We start from the raw sequence: 20486 nt of genomic DNA, 5'->3' as shown, positions 1-20486 counted from the left end.
GAGTGCGGGTTGAAAACGACCACAGGGCCGCACGGCGCCTGGGCTGCGGGGCATCCTAGGCAGGGGCTTGACCGTTTCAAAATACAAAATAAGCTCGGCCAGCGTTCGAAAAAATCGATAGCCCAAGGCAGCGATTCCTTTTTTGCACCGCAACAGGGCGCCTTCAATCGAGGCGTGCACCGCGATGAACCGGCACCTCACGCTCAAGCAGTTCCGCTACTTCCTGGCGGTGGCCGAATCGGACTCGGTGGCCGCGGCCTCGCGCGTGCTCAACATCGCGCAATCGGCCATCACCAAAAGCGTGCTGGAGCTGGAAGACGCGGTGGGCCTCACGCTCTTCGAGCGCAGCACCAAGGGCATGCGGCTCACGCCCGAAGGGCACCGCTTCCTGGTGAAGGCGCGCCGCGTCATCGGCGCCGTGGCCGAGGCCACGCGCGGCGCGCGCGAGGGCGCGGCGCCGCTGGCGGGCTCGCTGTCCATCGGCGTGACCAGCCTCGTGGCGGGCTACTACCTGTCCGAAGTGTTCGCCCGCTTTCGGCGCACCTGTCCGGCGGTGGAGGTGCAGGTGGTGGAAGACGCCCCGCCCTTTCTGGAACACCTGCTCATCAATGGCGAACTGGACATCGCGATCATGGTGTCGAATGCGTTGGGCGAACCGCAGGCGCTGACGGCGGAGACGCTGACGCGCTCACCCAACCGCGTGTGGATGGCGGCTGACCACCCGCTGGCCGCGCAGGAGGAAGTGGGATTGGCGGAGATCGCGGCGCAGGACCTCGTGGTGCTGCAGGCTGACCGCATCGAGGTGCTGATGCGCAGCGTGTGGGCGCGGCATCAGTTGAAGCCGCGCACCCTGCTTCGGACGTCTTCGCTGGAGGCCGTGCGCTCGCTGGTGGGCGTGGGCGCCGGACTGGCGGTGCTGCCGGACTTTCTCTACCGGCCCTGGACGCTGGACGCGGAGCACGTGGAGGTGCGCACCCTGCGGGATGCGGTGCCGACCGTGGACGTGGGGCTGGTGTGGCGGCGTGGGTCGCAGCCTCGAGCGGAGGTGCTGGAGTTCATCGAGGTGGCGAGGGACCAGTCGCGGTCGAGGAGGCCGGTGGCATAGCCGGTTCACCTCGGGTTACCGCCCGGGCGACATGGTCTGTCCTACAGCCAGACGGGGCGATGGCTGACACGCGATGCGCCCCCGCCTACCTACGATGGACCTGACCGTACCTATGGAGGCAACTCAATGAACACCATCATCTATATCGTCGGCCTGGTCGTGGTCGTAGGCTTCATCCTGAGCTTTATCGGGCTGATCTGACGTCCGTTCCCTTGGCGACGGCCATCCGCCACCGTTCCCCAGCCCCTTGCCCTGCGGCGCGTCAGGCGCCAGCACCGCCTCACCATGCCAGTAGCCGGTCATGCCGCCGTGCCCGAAGCCACCCGGCCTGATCGCAGGGCGCTCTCCTGGTGGCGTGCACTGTGCATCTTGGCGGGCGCGAACATCGGCCTGTGGCTGATCGCCTGGTACGTGGGCTCGGGTGCGAGTGCCTACGCGAACTGGCACTTGGCGCTCTCGGGCGTCTACGTGATGGTGTGTGCGTACCGCTCGGTGCTGCCCCGTATCGACCTGGAGCGGCGGGTGCTGGTGGACTCGCCCCTGTCCAGCATCATGCTGGGCCGAACCGCGGCCACGGTGGCGGAAATCTGCTTTGCCGTGCAACTGGGTCTGAGCGTGCACCAGTTGGCGGCAAAGGCCGGCCTGCCGACAGTGCAACTGGCCGCTTGGGGCATCCCCATGTTCATGACGCTGGCCCAGGCCTTCTGCTGGCACAGCGTGCTCACGCTCAACCACATCACGCAGGCCGTGGAGTCGCTGTTGTGGGCGGCGGGGTTTTCGATGACGGGGGTCCTGCTGGCGGTGGTGGCGGGCCACAGCAGCGGCTGGGTGCAGGCGGCGGCGATCACCGGGCTGGTGGGATCGCTGGGCTTCGTCACGTATGCGCTCACCGTTGATGCGCCGATGTACCTGCGCCGCTACCGCGTGTGCCGGGCCCAGGGGCAGTGCTACCTGGACCTGACGAGTGGCGCGCGCGATGCCATGCTCCGGCGCGTGCCGAGCCGGCAATGGGCGGCCTGGAAAGAGGATGCCTTGTGGCTGACACCGTACTTCAGCCTGGGCGCCTGGTTCAGCATCGGGATGGCGTGGGCGGCGTCTTCGTGAGCCGAAGCCTCCTCATGGATGCCGAATTCGAACAGGGCTTCAGCGGCGCCACGGCAGCGCCCGCGATCCCTCCCGCCGCGGTGCAAACGATCGCACCCGTTATCCAGGGTGGTCACCCGGTTCACATGCTCATCCAGCAGCAGATCCGGTTGATGTCGCAGCAGCTCACGCTGTTGTCGGTGATCGGTCAGGCGCCCGTGGCCGAGCCTGCCCGGGCTGCAACGAGAACGACTGTGCCGACCACACCGGCCCCGGCCCCGGCGCCGAACCCGCCGGCACCGGCGGCCCCAGTCGCCGCGCCGGCCAGCACACACCACACACGCCCCCTGCTGATCACGGCCCAAGTGGCGATGCGCGACCCAGCAGGCTTCGCCATGCCGGCAAACGCCGCCGAGCAAGCCATCGCGGCCATCTGGGCTGGCCTGCTCGGCGTGGTACAGGTCGGACGAAACGACAACTTCTTCAATCTCGGCGGCCACTCCCTGCTCGCCGTGCGCGCCGCCCGGGAGATGCAGCGGGTCACCGGCGAGAAGATCGCGCTGCGCCGCCTGGTCTTTGAATCGCTCAGCCAGATCGCCACTGCCGTCGCGATCGAACCCGCACCCGCCACGCCGGGCGATGCCCTTTCAGTCGAAGACCCAATCGGGTCTCAGGCCGCGAGCGGCTTGCCCGGCCTCGCCCTGACACCCGTGCGTTTTGGCCATCCCGCGCCTTCCCTGTACGGCGTCTTCCATGCCGGCGCCGTTCGTCAGGCGCGTCCACGCGCGGTGCTCTTCTGCAATCCCTTCGGGCAGGAAGCGGTGCGTATTCATCGCTTCTTCCGGGTGTTGGCCGATCGCCTGTCGGGCGCCGGCGTGCCCTGCCTTCGCTTCGACTACCACGCCAGTGGCGAATCCATGGGCGACGACCACGAAGCCGATCTTGATCGATGGGTGTGCGATGTGCTCGCGGCCGATGCGCTGCTGCGCCAACGCGCGGGCGTTCAGGAGGTGGACTGGGTCGCGCCGCGCCTGGCCAGCGCACTGGCGGTGCGCGCCTCGGTGCAGGCGCCGCAAGCCCCACGGCAGCTCGTGCTCTGGGAGCCCGTGGTTGCGGGCGCCCGCTACGTGGACCACCTGCTGTCGGTGCACGCCTCGGTCGTCGCCAACTTGCCCGGTGGTGCTGAACTCGCGGGCCACGAAGAGATCCTGGGCTTTGGCGCGAGTCGGCGCCTGTTGGATCAGATGCGCGCCGTCGTGCCCGTTGACTACCACCAGGCGCGGACCCGCCGCGTCCTGTTGATCGCGCCGGATCGGCAGGCCCGCGAGGCCGATGACTGGCTCACGCCCCTGAGCTGCCGGGGCGTGGCCGTGCGGCGCCAGGCGCTCAGCCTCGACTTCGACTGGACCTCCGAGGAAGCCTTCAACACGGCACTGGTTCCCGCCGAGGCGCTGAACGTTCTTTCGGCGGCATTGGCGGGAGACCGGCTTGAATGAGGTCTCCATCAGCTTCGGCTCTCAAGGACACCTGAGCGCCACACTGACCTTGCCCGCTCGTGAACAGCGCGCGCGCATGGGCGTCGTATTGCTCAACGTGGGCATCATTCACCGCATCGGCCCACACCGCTTCAACGCCAAACTCGCACGCGCCCTCGCACAAGAGGGTGTGCCCACGCTGCGCATGGATCTCTCCGGGCAGGGCGACAGCGGCACGCCGCAGGCGGCCCTTCCTTTTGAACAACAGGCCGTGGTGGACCTGCAGGCGGCCATGGACCACTTCCAGCGTCTCTGCGACGTCGGGCAGTTCGTCATCGCGGGCATTTGCTCCGGCGCGCACAGCGGTCTGGCGGTGGCGCTGGCCGACACGCGTGTGACCGCCCTGTGGATGCTCGACGGGTTCGCCTATCCCACGGCCAGGACGCGATGGAACCGGCTCACCCAGCCATTGCGCGAGGCGCCGCTGCGCACCCTCACATCATGGGCACGAAGGCGCGTCAGGCGCGCCGCCCGAGCCATCAGGCGTGTGGCCAGCCAGACGCCAAAACAAGAGTTGCTGGACCTGGGCCGCCGTGCACCGCCGCGTGAGGTCTTTGGCCGCGACATCCAGGCGCTCGTTGATCGCGGGGTGGCGGTGCATTTGGTGTACTCGGGCAGCATGCGCTGGTACTTCAACTACCCGGGCCAGTTGCGCGATGCCTTCAGCGAATTCGACTTCGTCGACCGCGTGCGCTGCGACTACCTGCCGCAGGCCGATCACACCGCCACGACGCTGGCGGCGCAACAGCGGTTGATTCGCGGTCTGGCGGACTGGCTTCGGGGCGTGCTGGATGGCGCCTGCGGCGCAAATGCACGGAACAAGGCCTCGTGATCCGGCGTGGGTGCGTATCGGGATGGTTTGGAGGCGCAGTGAGCCGCCTCCCGGGGCCGCGTGAGCGGCGTTTCTTTCAAAGCTCCGACCTGCCCGCCACGAGCTATCACCAAATTGGCAAGCGCTGACTTTCAGTCTGCCAGCGGGCGACAGTTTCCACTACGCTGCCGTGCTGTGGCCTGGGCGCTTCTGCAGTAGGAGCCGCGGTCGCATCAGGAGATCAGCCGTGCTGGACCGCGAGCATCTGGAAACGTTCGCCACCGTCATCGAAGAAAAGAGCTTCGAACGCGCCGCATCAGTTCTTAACGTCACACGCGGGGCAGTGTCGCAACGCGTGAAGGCTCTGGAAGAATCACTGGCAACTGTGCTGGTCGTTCGCGAAAGGCCGGTGGCGCAAACGGCGGCAGGTGAGGTGCTTCTCCGCCACGTGAAGGCCCTGCGGCTCTTGGAGAACTCCACACTATCGGAGCTAAATCCCCAGGACAAGAGAGTTGCGCCAGTCCCCGTCGCCATAGCCGTGAACGCCGATTCGCTGGCCACCTGGTTTCCCCGAGTATTGTGGCCGCTGCTGCAGCGCCATCGATTGGCTATCGAAGTGATCAGCGACGATCAGGATCACACACTTCAGCGCTTGGTCAAAGGCGAAGTACTGGGTTGCCTGTCAACCGAGGCGAAGCCGGCCAACGGTTTCGTGGCCGAAGCATTGGGTGAAATGGAATACCGCTGCTGTGCAACGCCCGCGTTTGCAAACGACCATTTCCGCCATGGCTTGACCGTCGCCGCCGTTCTTGAATCGCCCTCGGTCCTGTTCAACCGCAAGGACTCGCTCCACGACGAGTTCCTGGAACAGCTCTTCGGCTTCCGTGTAGAGCGTTACGGGCGGCACTATGTGCCCGCACCCGCCGTACTGCTGGACGCCATTCTGGCCGGTGTGGGCTATGGCCTGGTGCCCAGCATGCAGGCTCAGCATCAACTGGACTCCGGAGACTTGGTCGATCTGGCACCCACCAAGCCCAGCCGCGTTCCCTTGTACTGGCATCACGGGGCCGCGGAGCCATCGTTTGCTCAAGAGATCACTCACCACATCGTCGAAGGTGCGCGCCAAGCTCTCGGGACAGCTGACTGCTAGAGGCTTTCACGTGTGCTCGTCGGGTGAGGAAAACGCCTGAGAAAGAACAGAAAAGCAGCGAGCGACAGCAGAAGACCTACTCCCAGCGACACGAGATCGGATTCGCTGACCGCGGACAACGAGCTCAGGGATGCGAAGACATAGACGGTCACCGACCCCAGAAACCCTGAGGCCACCACAATGCCCGCCTGCCACGAGGTGAGCACCCGCCCGGTCAGCAGCCCGACAAAGACCACCGCGATGCTGCCGATGTACACGACGTTCACCGACACCATCGTCTCGATGATGCCCTGCCCACGGGCTGCAAGAAGAGCGCCGAGGAGAAGCGCCACTCCCGCCGAGCGCGTGGGCGAAACCTCGCCCGCAACGGAGGAGCGAAGCGCATCGGCCATCGCGCGAAGAATCGCCGCGCCGCACCCGAGCGCAGCCACCGACAGGCCTATCAACAGGATGGGGCCAGCGGCCAGGCCCAGGCTTCTGGAACCAGTCAACAACGCAACGGGGATTGCCTGCTTGGGATCGGCGAGCGCCGTCAACTGACCGCCTGCCTGGAGCCCGAGAACCACTGAAGCTGGAACGAAGCTGATCGCGGTCAAGATGGTGCCCGCCAGCAGGCACCCAATCACCGCGGCCCGCGGCGTCTTGGCCGCCAAAACGAACTGGTGATAGTCCCCTCCAGTGCAGACCAGGACAACCACGGCGACGACGATTGCCAATAGCGCAGCCGGGCGAAAGCTCGACAGATCAACAAGGAATTGGGCAGGACCTCTTACGTAGATGCTGCCGCCCGGCCCCGTCAGCAAGACGTAGACGAACACCAAGCCGCTGAGTGCCAAGAAGAACGTGAACAGCGATGACGCTCGCGACAGATCGAGCCTGGAGGCGCCAAAGATCGCACCCAGCACGACCACATAAGAAGCCAGCTCCCCGAGACCCAGCAGTTTGACGATGGCTACACCACCGTGAACCTGCGCAGCGAGAACGCCCGCCATCCAGATCAGGGAGAGCAGTGCGACGCAGCGTCCCAGCCCGCTTCCGTATGCCCTGCCAAACAGGTTCCAGATCGGCTCGCCCGTTCGCCACAAACGGCGCGCGAACATGGCCAGCAACAGCATGCCAACCGCCGTTGCCAAACCATAGACGCTTGCGCCCATGCCGTGCTGCAGGGCCATTTCACCCGATCCGAAAAGGAACCCTATTCCGTAGCTGGCGGAGACCAGCAGCGCCGCCACTTGCACGGGGTTCAAGCCTTTTCGGCTCATATTCGGCTTCCAACCCGCCAGCCCACCAAGCGGAATCGAACCATTGGGTGACAAGCTTTGACCCAGGACATGTTCCCTATCCGCTCACCCTTCCCAGCCTTGCAGACCTGCCGCCCGGTACACACCCTCTTGCGTCTGCCGGATATCGTCCTTTCGCTCAATCAGGTCCAGCAGGATCTCCATGATCAACTCGGAATCGGAGGGTGGCTGTCGATCTCGGTGTTCGCGCAGGAGCGTCAGCGCTCCGTGCGCGAGAGCGGCCATCTTCTCGCGACGTTCGTCCAACACCTCGAAACTGGCGTCGAAAACCGCCTTGTTGCATTGCATAGCTGAGCCTTTCAGTGAAATCTGCGAGCCGACCGGCTCGAACAATCCCCGCGCCATTCTGCGCAGTGGAAACTATTCGCCAAGCGATCATCGCGGAAGGTTAGGAAAGATCGCGAAGGCCAAATTTCCTAACTGACACAACGTACGTCGTCGGAGGCAGCTTGGCCTCAGACAAGCGCGACGTTTTCGGCTATAGCACCTTCTGACCACGGTGAGCGACAACGACCCGACACGTGAACGCGATCTCACAAGCTGCTTCAGCACATGACACCCTGGTTCATCCGGAGGTATTCGCGCTCTGACACTTTCCCGATGAGTCACGCGCAGGCTTTGGAGATCCATTACCAATTCAAATCAAGAACGATCACCTTGACTGTGCATTCGGTCTTGTAAGCGGTGGCCTTCCTTTCCCGCATAACCACCGTACTTGCCACCAGCGACATTTCTTGCAACGTGGTTTCGGCGCATCGCCACGATCCCGTCTTCTCCTCGAGGAACCGGTTGAGCAACGCTCTGCAAGTGCTGGATCTGACGACCGTGCCGCTGGCGCTGGTGGCGGGCAAGCAACAGCTGGGAGCAGGCGGCGGCAATCGCCAAGCTGGTAGGGTCGCGGGGCTTCGCCACCTAGGTGCTCACCATCGACGCGCCGATGTACCTGCGCCGCTACCGCGTGTGCCGGCCGCAAGGGCAATGCCACCTGAATCTGGCGAATGGCGCGCGCGATGTGATGTGACGCGCTATCGGAGATGGCCGCCAAGTCATACGACGTTCAGCCGCTTGACTCCGATTAAGGCGCACCCGAGTCCCAAGTGCGACGTTGCTGCGGATGCTTCCAACCACCACCAACGCCTGACCGTGGGATGAATGCACGCTGAACGCGCGCCTCCCGCACCTTGGTGCAGGCGATACTCCCCTGCAATCACCATCATGAGGCAGGGGGTAGCCGTGTCATTTTTTGCAGAATTCTGTTTGACGGTCGGGAATAAATTGATGGGTAGCGTCGGGGCCAACGCTCTGACATATGTTGCGAGAGCGTTGCGAAAGCGCATGCCTTCATCCCTGAACATCATCCGCTTGGAGCGCACCTATTTAAGGCGCGTGGCCAAAGAAGTAGAAAAAATGCCGGTCATTTATCGGGGTATAGAGTTGAACACGCGTACCGAGTATGTGGAAGCATCACTCAACACGCTAACAGAGGCAGCAGATTCTCTGCGCTTGCCGAGACGCGGGCATGACGCTACCAAGCTGAGGAATCATGAGGTCAATCGCGCCAGAAGAATTGTCTGGCTCGGGGAGGCGGGTATAGGCAAGACAACGCTCCTTCGTAAAACCGTTTTAGAGATCGCATCGAGACAGATTTCGGAAGAGAGCTTGATTAAGCAGGATGGACTAATACCCATTTATGTGCCTCTTAAAGCCGTTTCTGTCTCACATCCTGCTCCCGTGTTGTATTACATTTTGAACTCCATCGACTACTTTCGAGGCTATTGGGGGAAAAGGCGACTGTTACGGCTAGCGCGAAGTCAGCGATTAGCCATCTTCTTGGATGGCTATGACGAAATCCCATATATAGACAAGGCACGACTTATCGAGAGTGAACTTGGCATCCTTCTCTCAAATCATCTATTTCTCGACACCTGGCTCTCGCCTTCTCGTGACTATGGTGAAATTCAACGCGCCATGCAGACATGCAGAATTTGGATGACGTCGCGCAAAGAGTTCTTTTTCGCCCACAGGGTTTCGCTGTCAAAGGCAAGCTGTTTTGAAGTCTGTGGGCTTTCCAGTAATGGAGCGGAATTGATACGAAAAATCCTTATTTATTACCAGAAAAAAATTAAGCGAGAAGGCGGAAAACCACTCGATGAGGGAGCATTTCTAAGCTCTCTGCATACGGGAATAAAAATTGGCCTCGCCGACCTCTCCAACAATCCGCTATTTCTCACAATCCTTGCCTATGCGATCTTCGAGGCAATGCGCAATGGCGAAGAAGTCTCAAAAGTATGGCGCCATGGCCAAGGAGGAATAATTAGCGCGTGCGCGAATCAACTATTACTTGACATGGACAAAGAGAAGTTTGAGCCCATATCGAGCATCGATCGATTTCGGCTAGTTAACAACCGCGCCCGCTGGGCGCATCAAAAACTCTTGATTGTGCGGCGGATTGCATGGTGCGGATATGAACGTGGGATCGCGATCTATAACTCAGCCGATATTGAGCGTGTTGCACGGGAACTAGTAAACGATGCGAAAGGTATGCAGGACCGAGATGACATCTTGCGCGGGATGGGCAGTGATGATTTCAGTGTCAACGTGGTAGCCCAAATTTGCTACTCGGGCATTCTAGTGGGCGTCCTCAACAGCGAGCGCGAAGTTGTCTATGACTTTATCCATCGCAGATTCCGAGAATCTCTCGCTACGCAGTGCGTCCTCGAGGACGTTGGCATTGAACGGCTCTGTGAGTTAATTCATATTCCGTCAATGTCCGAACTTGGAATGGTAGTAGCAAGAGAGGAAGGACGATGGTACCAAGTGTCGCTAGCTGTAATGGAGAAGATTTTCGTTCTTGACAAAGAAAGGCAGGAGTATTGGCACGTTTCCGCATTGCTCGCCGGGCTTTTTCAACTACCTACAGACCTCCTCGACAAGCGATTGCTCTTCAGGCAGCTATTAGAGAAGTGCTTTGACCGCAGCGTGTACCCCGTACTAGACCATAGGCTACTTTCCTTCCTGAATATCCAGACCTGCCCGGGCGTCCGAGAGTTCATCTTAACAGCCATCAACGCCGCGGCACAGCATAGTGACTATGCAAAACTGGGCTTTTGCCTCCCAATTCTTTTGACAATCGATCCAATTGAGCATGAAGCACAGATAGAGAGACTTCTAGAATCGTGCAACAAGCTGAACGATTTCGCACGATCGGTTATGACGGCTGCTTCGACAAAGGCAACCGAACATCGCGTCGCTGTCGAGCGACTCTTGGCGAGAGCATTCAAAGAAGGCTTCACCCCAAATGACCCGATAACATTAGCAACCATTAACTTGTTTTTGAGAAAGCCCGGTGGCGGTCGGATCATCGAGTGGGACTTGTCGGGAGTTATCAATTTACTTCAGAAGAATGAGATCGCTTCAAGCACAATTATCGAAACGGTCATCTCATTTCAGGAACAGGTGAACAATCTTCCGGATGAGGAGAGTGGCGGAGGGTCAGCACGAAACAGACTGCTCGGGAGTCGATTCCCATTAGACGGCAACTGGAGGGAAGCAGCCGACAAGTAGTGTTCGGCAACCCGCCAAACAAATCGTCCGTCATGGCGTAGCCCGCGGTGACCAGCACATCCTGCGCACGGATAACAAGAGGCGCCAGATCCGCTGGCAGGCTGCCCTTTTACGAAGTTGCCCCCGCCCCCCCTATCTCTTCTTTAGCCCTCAGCACCCGCCTCTGCACCTTCCCAGTCGTCGTCATCGGCAGCGCATCAATGAATTCGATCTCCTTCGGGTACTCGTAAGGCGCGAGCCGCCCCTTCACGTGCGCCTGCAGCGCCGCAATCAAGGAAGCATCGCCCACATACCCCGGCGACAGCACCACGAAGGCCTTCACCACCGCCCCGCGCTCCTTGTCCGGTTTCGGCACCACCGCCGCGTTGGCCACCGCCGGGTGCTTCACCAGGCAGTTCTCGATCTCGCTCGGCCCGATGCGGTAGCCCGCCGCCTTGAACACGTCGTCCGCACGCCCCTGGTACCAGAGATAGCCGTCCTTGTCGCGCACCGCCAGGTCGCCGGTACGGCACCAGCTGTTCGCCATGTTGCCGGTGAACTTGCCCTGCGTGGCGGCTTCGTTCTTCCAGTAGCCCAGGAAGAAGACCGGGTCCAGCTCGCCGTGCACGTCGCGGCGGTGTACGGCCACGTCGCCGGGCACACCCACGGGGCATTCGTTGCCGTCGTCGTCGATGACGGCCACGCGGTGGCCCGGGTAACCCTTGCCCATGCTGCCCGGCCTCGCTGGCCACAGGCGCGCGCAGTTGCCCACGATGTAGTTGATCTCGGTCTGGCCGAACATCTCGTTCACGGTGATGCCCAGCTCGTCGCGGCACCAGTTGAATACCGCGTCGCCCACGGCCTCACCTGCGCTCATCAGGCCCTGCAGCATGAAGCGGAAGTGGCGCTTGGGTTGCGGGTAGGCCTTCATCATGGCCTTGAGCGCGGTGGGAAAGAGGAAGCTGTGCGTGACGCCGTGACGCTCGATCAACTCGAAGGCCATCTGCGGGTTGAAGCGGCCGTTGTGCGCCACGATGGGCCGGCCAAAGTAGAGCGTGGGCAGCAAAGCGTCCATCAGCCCCCCGGTCCAGGCCCAGTCGGCGGGGGACCAGAACACGGCCTCGCTCGCGCGGCTGGCGTCGAAGGGATCGAAGCCGAACCAGTTCTGGCTGCACACAAAACCCGTGAGGTTGCCGATGAGCGCGCGGTGCGGGATGAGCGCTCCCTTGGGGTTGCCGGTGGTGCCGCTGGTGTAGATCAGCACGGCGGCTTCGTCGGCGCGGGTGCGCGCGGGTGCGAAGCTCTCTTCCTCTTGCGCGAGCAGTTGCGCCCAGTCCAGCGCGCCGCCGCGCGCGGCGCCGTCCGGTGCGTCCACGGCGATGAGTTCGGTCAGCAAGGGGCAGGCGGCGCTCACGCCCTGCACGGCGGCCAGGGTGCTGGCGTCGCAGATGGCGAGCACGGCCTCGCTGTCGCGCAGGCGGAACTCCAGCGCCTCGGGACCGAAGAGTTGCGACAGGGGCATGGCCACCGCACCCATTTGCAGCACCGCCATGTAGGCCACGGCGGTCTCGAAGCGTTGGGGCAACACGATGGCGACGCGATCGCCGCGTTGCACGCCCAGGGCGTCGAGCGCGTTCGACAAACGATTGGCTTGCGCGAACAGCTCGGCGTAGCTGTGTTCGCGGTCGGCCTGGCCGGGGGCGGTGGCGATGACGGCGGTGCGGCGGGCGCTGGCCGCACCCGTGGCCCAGCGGCGCATGCAGGCATCGGCCATGTTGAACTCGGCCGGCACCTGCCAGCGGAATTCCGCGTGCAAGGCGGCGTACAGGTCGAGCGGTGCCTGCGTGGCGGTGTCGCGGCCTTGACGGCGGGTGGCTGTGGGCATGCCTTTGTCTCCGGGCCCCGCCATCGGAGCCTCTCTATGATCGCGCGAATGTACCAAGCACGACGCCCCTCCCACAGCGAGTTTCTCCCCATCCGTGGCTGGCGCTACCACCTGCGCCACTGGGGAACGCCCGATGCGTCCCGCCCGCCGCTGGTGCTGGTGCACGGCTGGATGGACGTGGCCGCATCCTGGCAGTTCGTGGTGGACGCGATGCGGGAGGACCGCCACATCATCGCCCCCGACTGGCGCGGCTATGGCGACACCACCTTCGACGGTGCCGCGCCCGACAGCTACTGGTTCCCCGACTACCTGGGCGACCTGGACGCGCTGCTCGACGCCATCGCCAACGACCAGCCGGTGGACCTGGTGGGCCACAGCATGGGCGGGCACGTGGCCACGCTGTATGCGGGCGCGCGGCCGCAGCGCATCCGCCGGCTCATCAACCTGGAAGGCTTTGGCATGCCGGCCTCGCCGCCGGAGCAGGCGCCCAAGCGCTACGCACAGTGGCTCGACGAGATCCGCGCCCAGCGGCGCGGCGACATGGACCTGAGCACCTACCCGGACGCCGTGGGCGTGGCGCGCCGCCTGATGAAGACCAACCCGCGCCTGCCGCAGGACAAGGCCGACTGGCTGGCCCGCCACTGGGCGCGGCCCAACGCCGAGGGACGCTGGGCGATCCTGGGCGACCCCGCGCACAAGGTCACCAACGCGGTGCTGTTCCGGCCCGAGGAAGCCATCGAGGTGTACCGCCGCATCACCGCACCCACGCTGTGCGTGGTGGCCAGCGACGACAGCCTGGGCCTGTGGTGGAAGGGGCGCTACACGCTGGACGAGTTCCGCGAGCGCATTGCGCATGTGCCGAACCTGCGGCACGCCGTGATCGACGACGCCGGGCACATGATGCACCACGACCGCCCCGAAGAATTGGCCACATTGATCGAAACATTTCTGTCAGACAAGGCCTGATTCACCGGCTGTTGCACCCTGCTGGCACAGCCTGTACGGTATTCGGGCAGACTTGCCCGATGCCGCTTCGCCGACCATCCCTTGCCCTCGCCGTCCTGATCGCCTCCGGACCGGCCTTCGCCGTCAACCTCTGCCCTGGCTGGGACGACCCATTACCCGAGGGCGAGCCGCGGTACGAGGTCTTTGCTTCGCCCTACACCCACCACTGGCGCTTCGACGAGGAGCACCGGCAGGTCTACCTGATGAGCCTGAGCCGGCGCCTGCCGAACAACCAGATGTGCGGCGTGGCGCTGTTCAACAACTCGTTCGGCCAGCCCTCGGCCTACGCCTATGTGGCCAAGAGCATCCCGGACCTGTTCACGCGCTGGCCCGAGGTCTACGTCTCCGTGAGCGCCGGCATCATCTACGGCTACGTGGGCAAGTACAAGGACAAGGTGCCGCTGAACGTGGGCGGCTTCGCGCCGGCGATCATCCCCTCCGTGGGTTACCGCCTCAACGATCGGCTCTCGCTGGAGGTGCAATTCCTGGGCACGGCGGCCTTCATGGTGGGCACCACGGTGCGCTTCTAGGTGCCCCGCCCCGATGCCCTCCCCTGCATGAGAAAATCGCCCTTTTTCGCCGAAGACACGCAGGAACCGCCATGGACGCCGAACAGATCAATGCCATCCGCACGCAACTCGATGACCTGACCACCCGCGTGGTCGAGCTGCGGAGGTATCTTTGACTACGATGCCAAGGCATCGAAGCTGAAGGAAGTCGAGTCCGCGCTGGAGGACCCCACCGTCTGGGACAACCCCAAGCGTGCCCAGGAACTCGGCAAGGAAAAGAAGAGCCTGGAAGACGTGGTGCTGGTGCTGGACCGGCTGGCCGGTGAGCTGGCCGACAACACCGAACTCCACGAGATGTCCGCCGCCGACGACGACCACGCCGGCCTGCAGACCATTGCGGCAGAGGCCACCAAGATCGCGGCCGACGTCGAGAAGCTCGAATTCCGCCGCATGTTCAACAACCCGGCGGACCCACTCAACTGTTTCCTCGACATCCAGGCCGGCGCCGGCGGCACCGAAGCCTGCGACTGGGCCAGCATGCTGCTGCGCCAGTACCTGCGCTACGCCGAGCGCAAAGGCTTCAGCACCACGGTGGAAGACGAGACGCCCGGCGACACGGCCGGCATCAAGAGCGCCACCATCAAGATCGAGGGCGAGTACGCCTTCGGCCTGCTGCGCACCGAAACCGGCGTGCACCGCCTGGTGCGCAAGAGCCCCTTCGACAGCTCGGGCGGGCGCCACACCTCGTTCGCCTCGGTGTTCGTCTACCCCGAGATCGACGACTCGATCCAGATCGACATCAACCCCGCCGACGTGCGCGTGGACACCTACCGCGCCAGCGGCGCCGGTGGCCAGCACATCAACAAGACGGACTCGGCCGTGCGCCTGACGCACATGCCCACCGGCATCGTGGTGCAGTGCCAGGACAGCCGCAGCCAGCACAGCAACCGCGACCTGGCCTGGCAGCGCCTGCGCAGCCGCCTGTACGACCATGAGATGCGCAAGCGCATGGAAGAGCAGCAGAAGCTGGAGGACACCAAGACCGACGTGGGCTGGGGCCACCAGATCCGCTCCTACGTGCTGGACAACAGCCGCATCAAGGACCTGCGCACCAACGTCGAGATCTCCGCCACCCAGAAGGTGCTGGACGGCGACCTCGACCCGTTCATCGAAGCCTCGCTCAAACAAGGGGTCTGATCCATGATGAGTTCTCTGCGTGAAGGCCCCACCACCGTGGTGCGCCGTGAAGATTACGCCCCGCCCGCGTACTGGATCGACACGGTCGAACTCACGTTCGACCTGGATCCTGCCAAGACGCGCGTGCTCAACCGCATGACGCTGCGGCGCAATGCGGCGGTGCCCGCGCAGTCGCTGCGCCTGGACGGCGAGGACCTCAACCTCGCGCGCGTGCTGGTCAACGGCGCGGGTTGTTCGTTCAGGATGGACGCCGGCCAGCTCGTGCTGGACAGCCTGCCCGAAGGAGAGGCCCCCTTCACGCTGGAGATCTTCACCACCTGCGCGCCCGAGAAGAACAGCCAGCTCATGGGCCTGTACGTGAGCCAGGGCACCTTCTTCACGCAGTGCGAGGCCGAGGGCTTTCGACGCATCACCTACTTCCTGGACCGGCCCGACGTGATGGCCAGCTACACCGTGACGCTGCGCGCCGACAAGCAGCGCTACCCGGTGCTGCTGTCCAACGGCAACCTGGTGGAATCGGGTGATCTCGCGGAAGGTCGCCACTTCGCCAAGTGGGTGGACCCGCACCGCAAGCCCTGCTACCTCTTCGCCCTGGTGGCGGGCCAACTTGTCGGGCGCGAGCAGCGCATCGTCTCGCGCAGCGGCAAGGACCACCTCCTGCAGGTCTACGTGCGCCGCGGCGACATGGACAAGACCGAGCACGCCATGAACTCGCTCATGGCCAGCGTGGCCTGGGACGAGGCCCGCTTCGGCCTGCCGCTCGACCTGGAGCGCTTCATGATCGTCGCCACCAGCGACTTCAACATGGGCGCGATGGAGAACAAGGGCCTCAACATCTTCAACACCAAGTACGTGCTGGCCAACGCCGCCACGGCCACCGACACCGACTTCGCCAACATCGAGTCGGTGGTGGGCCACGAGTACTTCCACAACTGGACGGGCAACCGCGTCACCTGCCGTGACTGGTTCCAGCTCTCGTTGAAAGAAGGCCTCACGGTCTTCCGCGACCAGGAGTTCAGCATGGACCTGTGCGCCGAGGCCTCGGCGCGCGCGGTCAAGCGCATCGAGGACGTGCGCGTGCTGCGCACCGCGCAGTTCCCCGAAGACGCCGGCCCCATGGCCCACCCGGTGCGCCCCGACAGCTACGTCGAGATCAACAACTTCTACACCGTCACGGTCTACGAAAAAGGCGCCGAGGTCGTGCGCATGATGCAGACCCTCGTCGGACGGGACGGCTTCGCGCGCGGCATGAAGCTCTACTTCGAGCGCCACGATGGCCAGGCCGTGACCTGCGACGACTTCGCCCAGGCCATCGCCGACGCCAACCCCGACAGCGCACTGGCGCGCCTGCTGGAACCCTTCAAGCGTTGGTACAGCCAGGCCGGCACGCCGCGCGTGCGCGCCGAGGGCCACTACGACGCCGCGGCGCGCCGCTACACGCTGTCGCTGACGCAGCGCTGCGCGCCCACGCCGGGCCAGGCGCTCAAGCAGCCCTTCGTGATTCCGGTGGCGCTGGGCCTGCTCGACGCGTCCGGCCGCGAACTGCCGCTGTCGCCCGAACAGCGCCTCTTCGTGCTGACGGACGTGAGCCAGAGCGTGGTGTTCGAGGATATCGACAGCGCGCCCGTGCCCTCGCTGTTGCGCGGTTTCTCGGCCCCCGTGGTGCTGGAGTGCGACTACAGCGACGAGCAGTTGCTGAACCTGCTGGCCCACGACAGCGACCCCTTCAACCGTTGGGAAGCCGGGCAGCGCCTGGCGCTGCGCCGCGCACTGGCGGCCATTGCCGCCCCCGGCCCGGTGGACGCACCGCTGGACGCCGCCTTCATCGGCGCCATGCGCGCGGTGCTGCGCCACCACCAATTCGACGCGGCCTTCAAGGAGCTCGCGCTCACCCTGCCCAGCGAGACCTACATCGCCGAGCAACTGGACGTGGTGGACCCGCAGCGCGTGCACGCCGTGCGCGAGGCCATGCGCGAACAACTCGCCGACGCCCTGCAGGCCGACTGGGCCTGGGCCCACGAGGCGCACAAGGACAACGGCGCCTACCGCCCCGACCCGCTGAGCGCGGGCCGCCGCGCCCTGGCGGGCATGGCGCTCACCATGCTGTGCCTGAACGCGCGTCGAACCGGTGACACCGTGTGGCCCGGCAAGGCCTACCAGCGCTTCAAGGACGCCGGCAACATGACCGACCGCTTCAACGCGCTGTCGGCCCTGGTGGTGGCCGACCATGCGCTGGCGAGCGAGGCGCTTGCGCGCTTCCACAGCCTGTTCCGCGACGAAGCCTTGGTGCTGGACAAGTGGTTCGCGCTGCAGGCCGGCGCGCCAGATCGCGGCGGCAACGTGCTGCCGGCGGTGAAGCAGCTCATGGCGCACCGCGACTTCAACCTGCGCAACCCCAACCGGGCGCGCAGCGTCATCTTCAGCTACTGCAACGCCAACCCGGGCGCCTTCCACCGCGCCGACGCTTCGGGCTACGTGTTCTGGAGCGAGCGCGTGATCGAGATCGACCGCTTCAACCCGCAGGTGGCCGCGCGCCTGGCGCGTGCGCTGGACCGCTGGAAGAAGCTGGCCGAGCCCTACCGCGGTGCCGCGCGCGAGGCCATCGCCCGCGTGGCCGCGCAGACCGACCTGAGCAATGACGTGCGCGAGGTCGTCACCCGCGCGCTGTCCGACGATTGAACCGAAGCAAGACCATGAGCCAACGCATCTCCCTCACCCGCTACCTCGTCGAGAAACAGCGCGTGGACGGCCACATCCCTTCGCAATTGCGCCTGCTGCTCGAAGTGGTGGCGCGCTCCTGCAAGAGCATCAGCCACGCCGTGAACAAGGGCGCGCTGGGCGGCGTGCTGGGCACCGCCGGCAGCGAGAACGTGCAGGGCGAGGTCCAGAAGAAGCTGGACATCATCGCCAACGAGGTCCTGATCGAGGCCAACGAATGGGGCGGGCACCTCGCGGCCATGGCCAGCGAGGAAATGGACAGCATCTACGTGGTGCCCAACCGTTACCCGCAGGGCGAATACCTGCTGCTGTTCGACCCGCTCGACGGCTCCTCCAACATCGACGTCAACGTCAGCATCGGCACCATCTTCAGCGTGCTGAAGATGCCCGAGGACGACCGCGGCGTGGATGAAGGCGACTTCCTGCAGCCCGGCCACAAGCAGGTGGCGGCTGGCTACTGCGTCTACGGCCCGCAGACCACACTGGTGCTGACGGTGGGCGACGGGGTGGCCATGTTCACCCTGGACCGCGAGCAAGGCTCCTTCGTGCTCACGCAGGAGGACGTGCAGATTCCCGCCGACACGAAGGAATTCGCGATCAACATGAGCAACATGCGCCACTGGGACGCCCCGGTGAAGCGCTACATCGACGAATGCCTGCAGGGCAAGGAAGGCCCGCGCGGCAAGGACTTCAACATGCGCTGGATCGCCAGCATGGTGGCCGACGTGCACCGCATCCTCACGCGCGGCGGCATCTTCATGTACCCCTGGGATAAGCGCGAGCCCGACAAGCCCGGCAAGCTGCGCCTGATGTACGAGGCCAACCCCATGAGCTGGCTGGTGGAGCAGGCCGGCGGCGCCGCCACCAACGGGCGCGGGCGCATCCTCGACATCACGCCCACCAAGCTGCACGAACGCGTGAGCGTGATCCTGGGCAGCAAGAACGAGGTGGAGCGCGTGACCGCCTATCACCGGGAGGGCTGAGCCCGCGCCGGGGCGCCCTGCCGCCACGGTCCCGGGCGGCCCGAAGGCTTGGCTATAATGCCGGGCTTCGCCGGTGTAGCTCAGTTGGTAGAGCAGCTCATTCGTAATGAGAAGGTCGGGGGTTCGACTCCTCTCTCCGGCACCAGATTCAAGACCCCGCACGCTGTCATGGTGTGCGGGGTTTTTTGTTCCGCGCGTCGCACGCGGGCAACGCGTGCAACGCGGTCACTGCGGGCGCGTCAACACCCGCATCACCGGCACATACAGCGACATCGGCCCGCGCATGACCAGCAGCGCCACCGTGTCAGCCGTGAGCCCGGCCAGGGCGGCGTCGAACTCCGCGGGCGAGGCCACGGGCGTGGCGTTGACAGCGACGATGCGATCGCCGCCATCCAGGCCTGCAAGCAAGGCGGCGCCGCTCGCGCTTTCCACGTACACACCGGGTGGCAACTGCGCCGCGCGCGCCGCAGGGACCAGCAGCAGCCCGAGGCGATGGGCCGGTGCGGAGTCTGGTGCCGCGTCGGACGTGAGCGCCTCGCTGCGCGCGGCGCGCAGCTTCACGCGCAGGGTCTCGCGCCGGCCGGCGCGCCAGACTGCGACGCGCATCGTCGTCCCCGGTGCGCGAGCCGCCACCGCGTCGTCCAGGTCATCGCTGGTGACGATGGCTTGGCCGTCGATGGCCAGCACCACGTCGCCACGCCGCAGGCCGCCGCCCGGGCCGGGCTCGGGGTCGTCACCAGACACCAGCACCCCGCCCGCCTGCGGCAGGCCGAAGGCGCGCGCGAGCGCGGGTGAAACCGGCTGCGTGATGGCCACGAAAGCCGCCGGCGGCCGAGCGGCGGCCATGCGCAAGCGCTCGGCCACCTGCAAGGCGCGCCCGATGGGCACTGCGAAAGAAATGCCGAGGTAGAAGCCGGCGGATGAAAAGATCATGGTGTTGACCCCCACCACCTCGCCTGCCGCGTTGAACAGCGGCCCGCCCGAGCTGCCGGGGTTGAGCGCCACGTTGAGCTGGATCACCGCCACGCCCGCATAACCCGGCAGCACGCGCGGCTCGGCGCTGACAACGCCGACGGTGAGGGTCCGTTCAAAGCCAAAGGGCGCGCCAAGCGCCGCCACCCACTGGCCAGCGCACACGGGGCCCGCTGTTGCCAAGCGCGCCACGGGCAAGCCCTCGGCCGCCACCTTGAGCAGGGCCACGTCAGAGTGCTGGTCGATGCCGACCACACGCGCTGGCAACTGGCGGCCATCGGACAGCACCGCCCAGACCTCGCGCCGCTCGAGCACCGCGTGCGCACTGGTGAGGATGAAGCCGTCGGGCGAGAGCACGAAGCCCGAGGCGGTGACGCGCTCGGCGTAGCGGGTCTGCGCGGAGTCGTCCGGCGCAGGGGCCGGGCGGGTGCCCGCCATCGGGAACAGGTGCTCGGCATCGGGCGCGGACGCCTCTTCGCTCCATTCGCGCACGGTGAGCAGGTGCACCAGCGCGGGCGTGTTGCGCGCCACGGCCTGCACGAAATCCGGCGGCGCCGTCGAGGCCCGTGCGGCGCAGGTGGCGATGCCACCGGCCCGTGCCTCGACCGCCGCGCCGAGGCACAACCCGAACAGCAGCCCGGCCTTCCACAGCCAGGAGCTGCGACGGGCGCGGGCACTCATCGCTCGGG

General features: G+C 64.9%; 16 protein-coding genes and 1 tRNA gene. 12 read left to right on the top strand and 5 right to left on the bottom strand.

Translation table 11 applies throughout. From position 1 onward, the window contains the following. Positions 1-184: 184 nt before the first annotated feature. A complete protein-coding gene (locus tag BN948_RS12475; protein WP_035621887.1) occupies positions 185-1105 on the top strand; it encodes a LysR substrate-binding domain-containing protein in 921 nt (306 codons plus the stop codon). 123 nt (positions 1106-1228) lie between these two features. On the opposite strand, the gene BN948_RS26645 is transcribed toward BN948_RS12475, so the two are convergent. Further along, the gene (locus BN948_RS26645; RefSeq protein ID WP_138819964.1) at positions 1229-1408 is read right to left on the bottom strand and encodes a hypothetical protein; all 180 of its coding nucleotides are present in this window, start codon (positions 1406-1408) and stop codon (positions 1229-1231) included. 66 nt (positions 1409-1474) lie between these two features. Between BN948_RS26645 and BN948_RS12470 the strand changes: the two genes are divergently transcribed. From BN948_RS12470 to BN948_RS12455, 4 genes are all read left to right on the top strand, one after another. Beyond that, on the top strand, positions 1475-2209 hold the full coding sequence (locus tag BN948_RS12470; RefSeq protein ID WP_035621884.1) for a hypothetical protein: 735 nt from the start codon (positions 1475-1477) through the stop codon (positions 2207-2209). Positions 2210-2223: 14 nt separating this feature from the next. Further along, positions 2224-3684, top strand: a complete 1461-nt coding sequence (locus BN948_RS25675; RefSeq protein ID WP_051756126.1) for a phosphopantetheine-binding protein — start codon at positions 2224-2226, stop codon at positions 3682-3684. Beyond that, positions 3677-4555 (top strand): alpha/beta fold hydrolase, encoded by an 879-nt coding sequence (locus tag BN948_RS12460; RefSeq protein WP_035621880.1) that lies wholly within the window; start codon positions 3677-3679, stop codon positions 4553-4555. Before BN948_RS25675 ends, BN948_RS12460 begins: the two co-directional genes overlap by 8 nt. Positions 4556-4781: 226 nt before the next feature. Then, entirely contained in the window at positions 4782-5684 is a 903-nt protein-coding gene (locus BN948_RS12455) for an HTH-type transcriptional regulator ArgP (protein ID WP_035621877.1), read from the top strand. Here the strand turns inward: BN948_RS12455 and BN948_RS12450 are convergent. After that, positions 5681-6922, bottom strand: a complete 1242-nt coding sequence (locus BN948_RS12450) for a hypothetical protein (protein ID WP_411914399.1) — start codon at positions 6920-6922, stop codon at positions 5681-5683. The genes BN948_RS12455 and BN948_RS12450 overlap by 4 nt on opposite strands. A 108-nt stretch (positions 6923-7030) precedes the next feature. Continuing rightward, entirely contained in the window at positions 7031-7318 is a 288-nt protein-coding gene (locus tag BN948_RS12445; protein WP_138819960.1) for a hypothetical protein, read from the bottom strand. Between the two features lie 1002 nt (positions 7319-8320). Here BN948_RS12445 and BN948_RS26170 point away from each other — a divergent pair. Beyond that, complete coding sequence (locus BN948_RS26170; RefSeq protein WP_162182746.1) at positions 8321-10549, top strand: NACHT domain-containing protein; 2229 nt, start codon at positions 8321-8323, stop codon at positions 10547-10549. A 109-nt stretch (positions 10550-10658) separates the two neighbouring features. Here the strand turns inward: BN948_RS26170 and BN948_RS12440 are convergent, their stop codons facing one another. Then, a complete protein-coding gene (locus tag BN948_RS12440) occupies positions 10659-12413 on the bottom strand; it encodes an acetate--CoA ligase (RefSeq protein WP_051756124.1) in 1755 nt (584 codons plus the stop codon). Positions 12414-12461: 48 nt separating this feature from the next. Between BN948_RS12440 and BN948_RS12435 the strand changes: the two genes are divergently transcribed. The 6 genes from BN948_RS12435 (at position 12462) to BN948_RS12410 (ending at position 18970) form a co-directional block, all read left to right on the top strand. Next, on the top strand, positions 12462-13379 hold the full coding sequence (locus BN948_RS12435) for an alpha/beta fold hydrolase (RefSeq protein ID WP_035621920.1): 918 nt from the start codon (positions 12462-12464) through the stop codon (positions 13377-13379). Positions 13380-13438: 59 nt separating this feature from the next. Then, positions 13439-13948: a hypothetical protein gene (locus tag BN948_RS12430; RefSeq protein WP_009517975.1), complete on the top strand. Its 510-nt coding sequence runs from the start codon at positions 13439-13441 to the stop codon at positions 13946-13948. A gap of 71 nt (positions 13949-14019) precedes the next feature. Then, positions 14020-15124 (top strand): peptide chain release factor 2 gene (prfB, locus tag BN948_RS12425; protein WP_138819958.1). Its coding sequence is split into 2 segments (ribosomal slippage): positions 14020-14100 and positions 14102-15124, totalling 1104 coding nucleotides; the frame shifts between segments, so codons are not numbered across the junction. A gap of 3 nt (positions 15125-15127) precedes the next feature. Further along, on the top strand, positions 15128-17803 hold the full coding sequence (gene pepN / locus BN948_RS12420) for an aminopeptidase N (protein WP_174545017.1): 2676 nt from the start codon (positions 15128-15130) through the stop codon (positions 17801-17803). A 14-nt stretch (positions 17804-17817) separates the two neighbouring features. Further along, positions 17818-18825 carry a class 1 fructose-bisphosphatase gene (locus BN948_RS12415; protein ID WP_009517971.1) on the top strand — a complete coding sequence of 336 codons (1008 nt, stop codon included), beginning with the start codon at positions 17818-17820 and terminating at the stop codon, positions 18823-18825. Positions 18826-18894: 69 nt separating this feature from the next. Further along, positions 18895-18970 (top strand) — tRNA-Thr (locus BN948_RS12410). 80 nt (positions 18971-19050) lie between these two features. Here BN948_RS12410 and BN948_RS12405 read toward each other — a convergent pair. Then, on the bottom strand, positions 19051-20478 hold the full coding sequence (locus BN948_RS12405) for a trypsin-like peptidase domain-containing protein (protein ID WP_009517969.1): 1428 nt from the start codon (positions 20476-20478) through the stop codon (positions 19051-19053). Between the last annotated feature and the right edge of the window lie 8 nt (positions 20479-20486).

Origin of the sequence: Hydrogenophaga intermedia, assembly GCF_000723405.1 — a bacterium.
Taxonomy (GTDB): domain Bacteria; phylum Pseudomonadota; class Gammaproteobacteria; order Burkholderiales; family Burkholderiaceae_C; genus Hydrogenophaga; species Hydrogenophaga intermedia.
The sequence above is the reverse complement of the archived record's forward strand: the minus strand, read 5'-3'. Positions and strand labels throughout refer to the sequence as shown.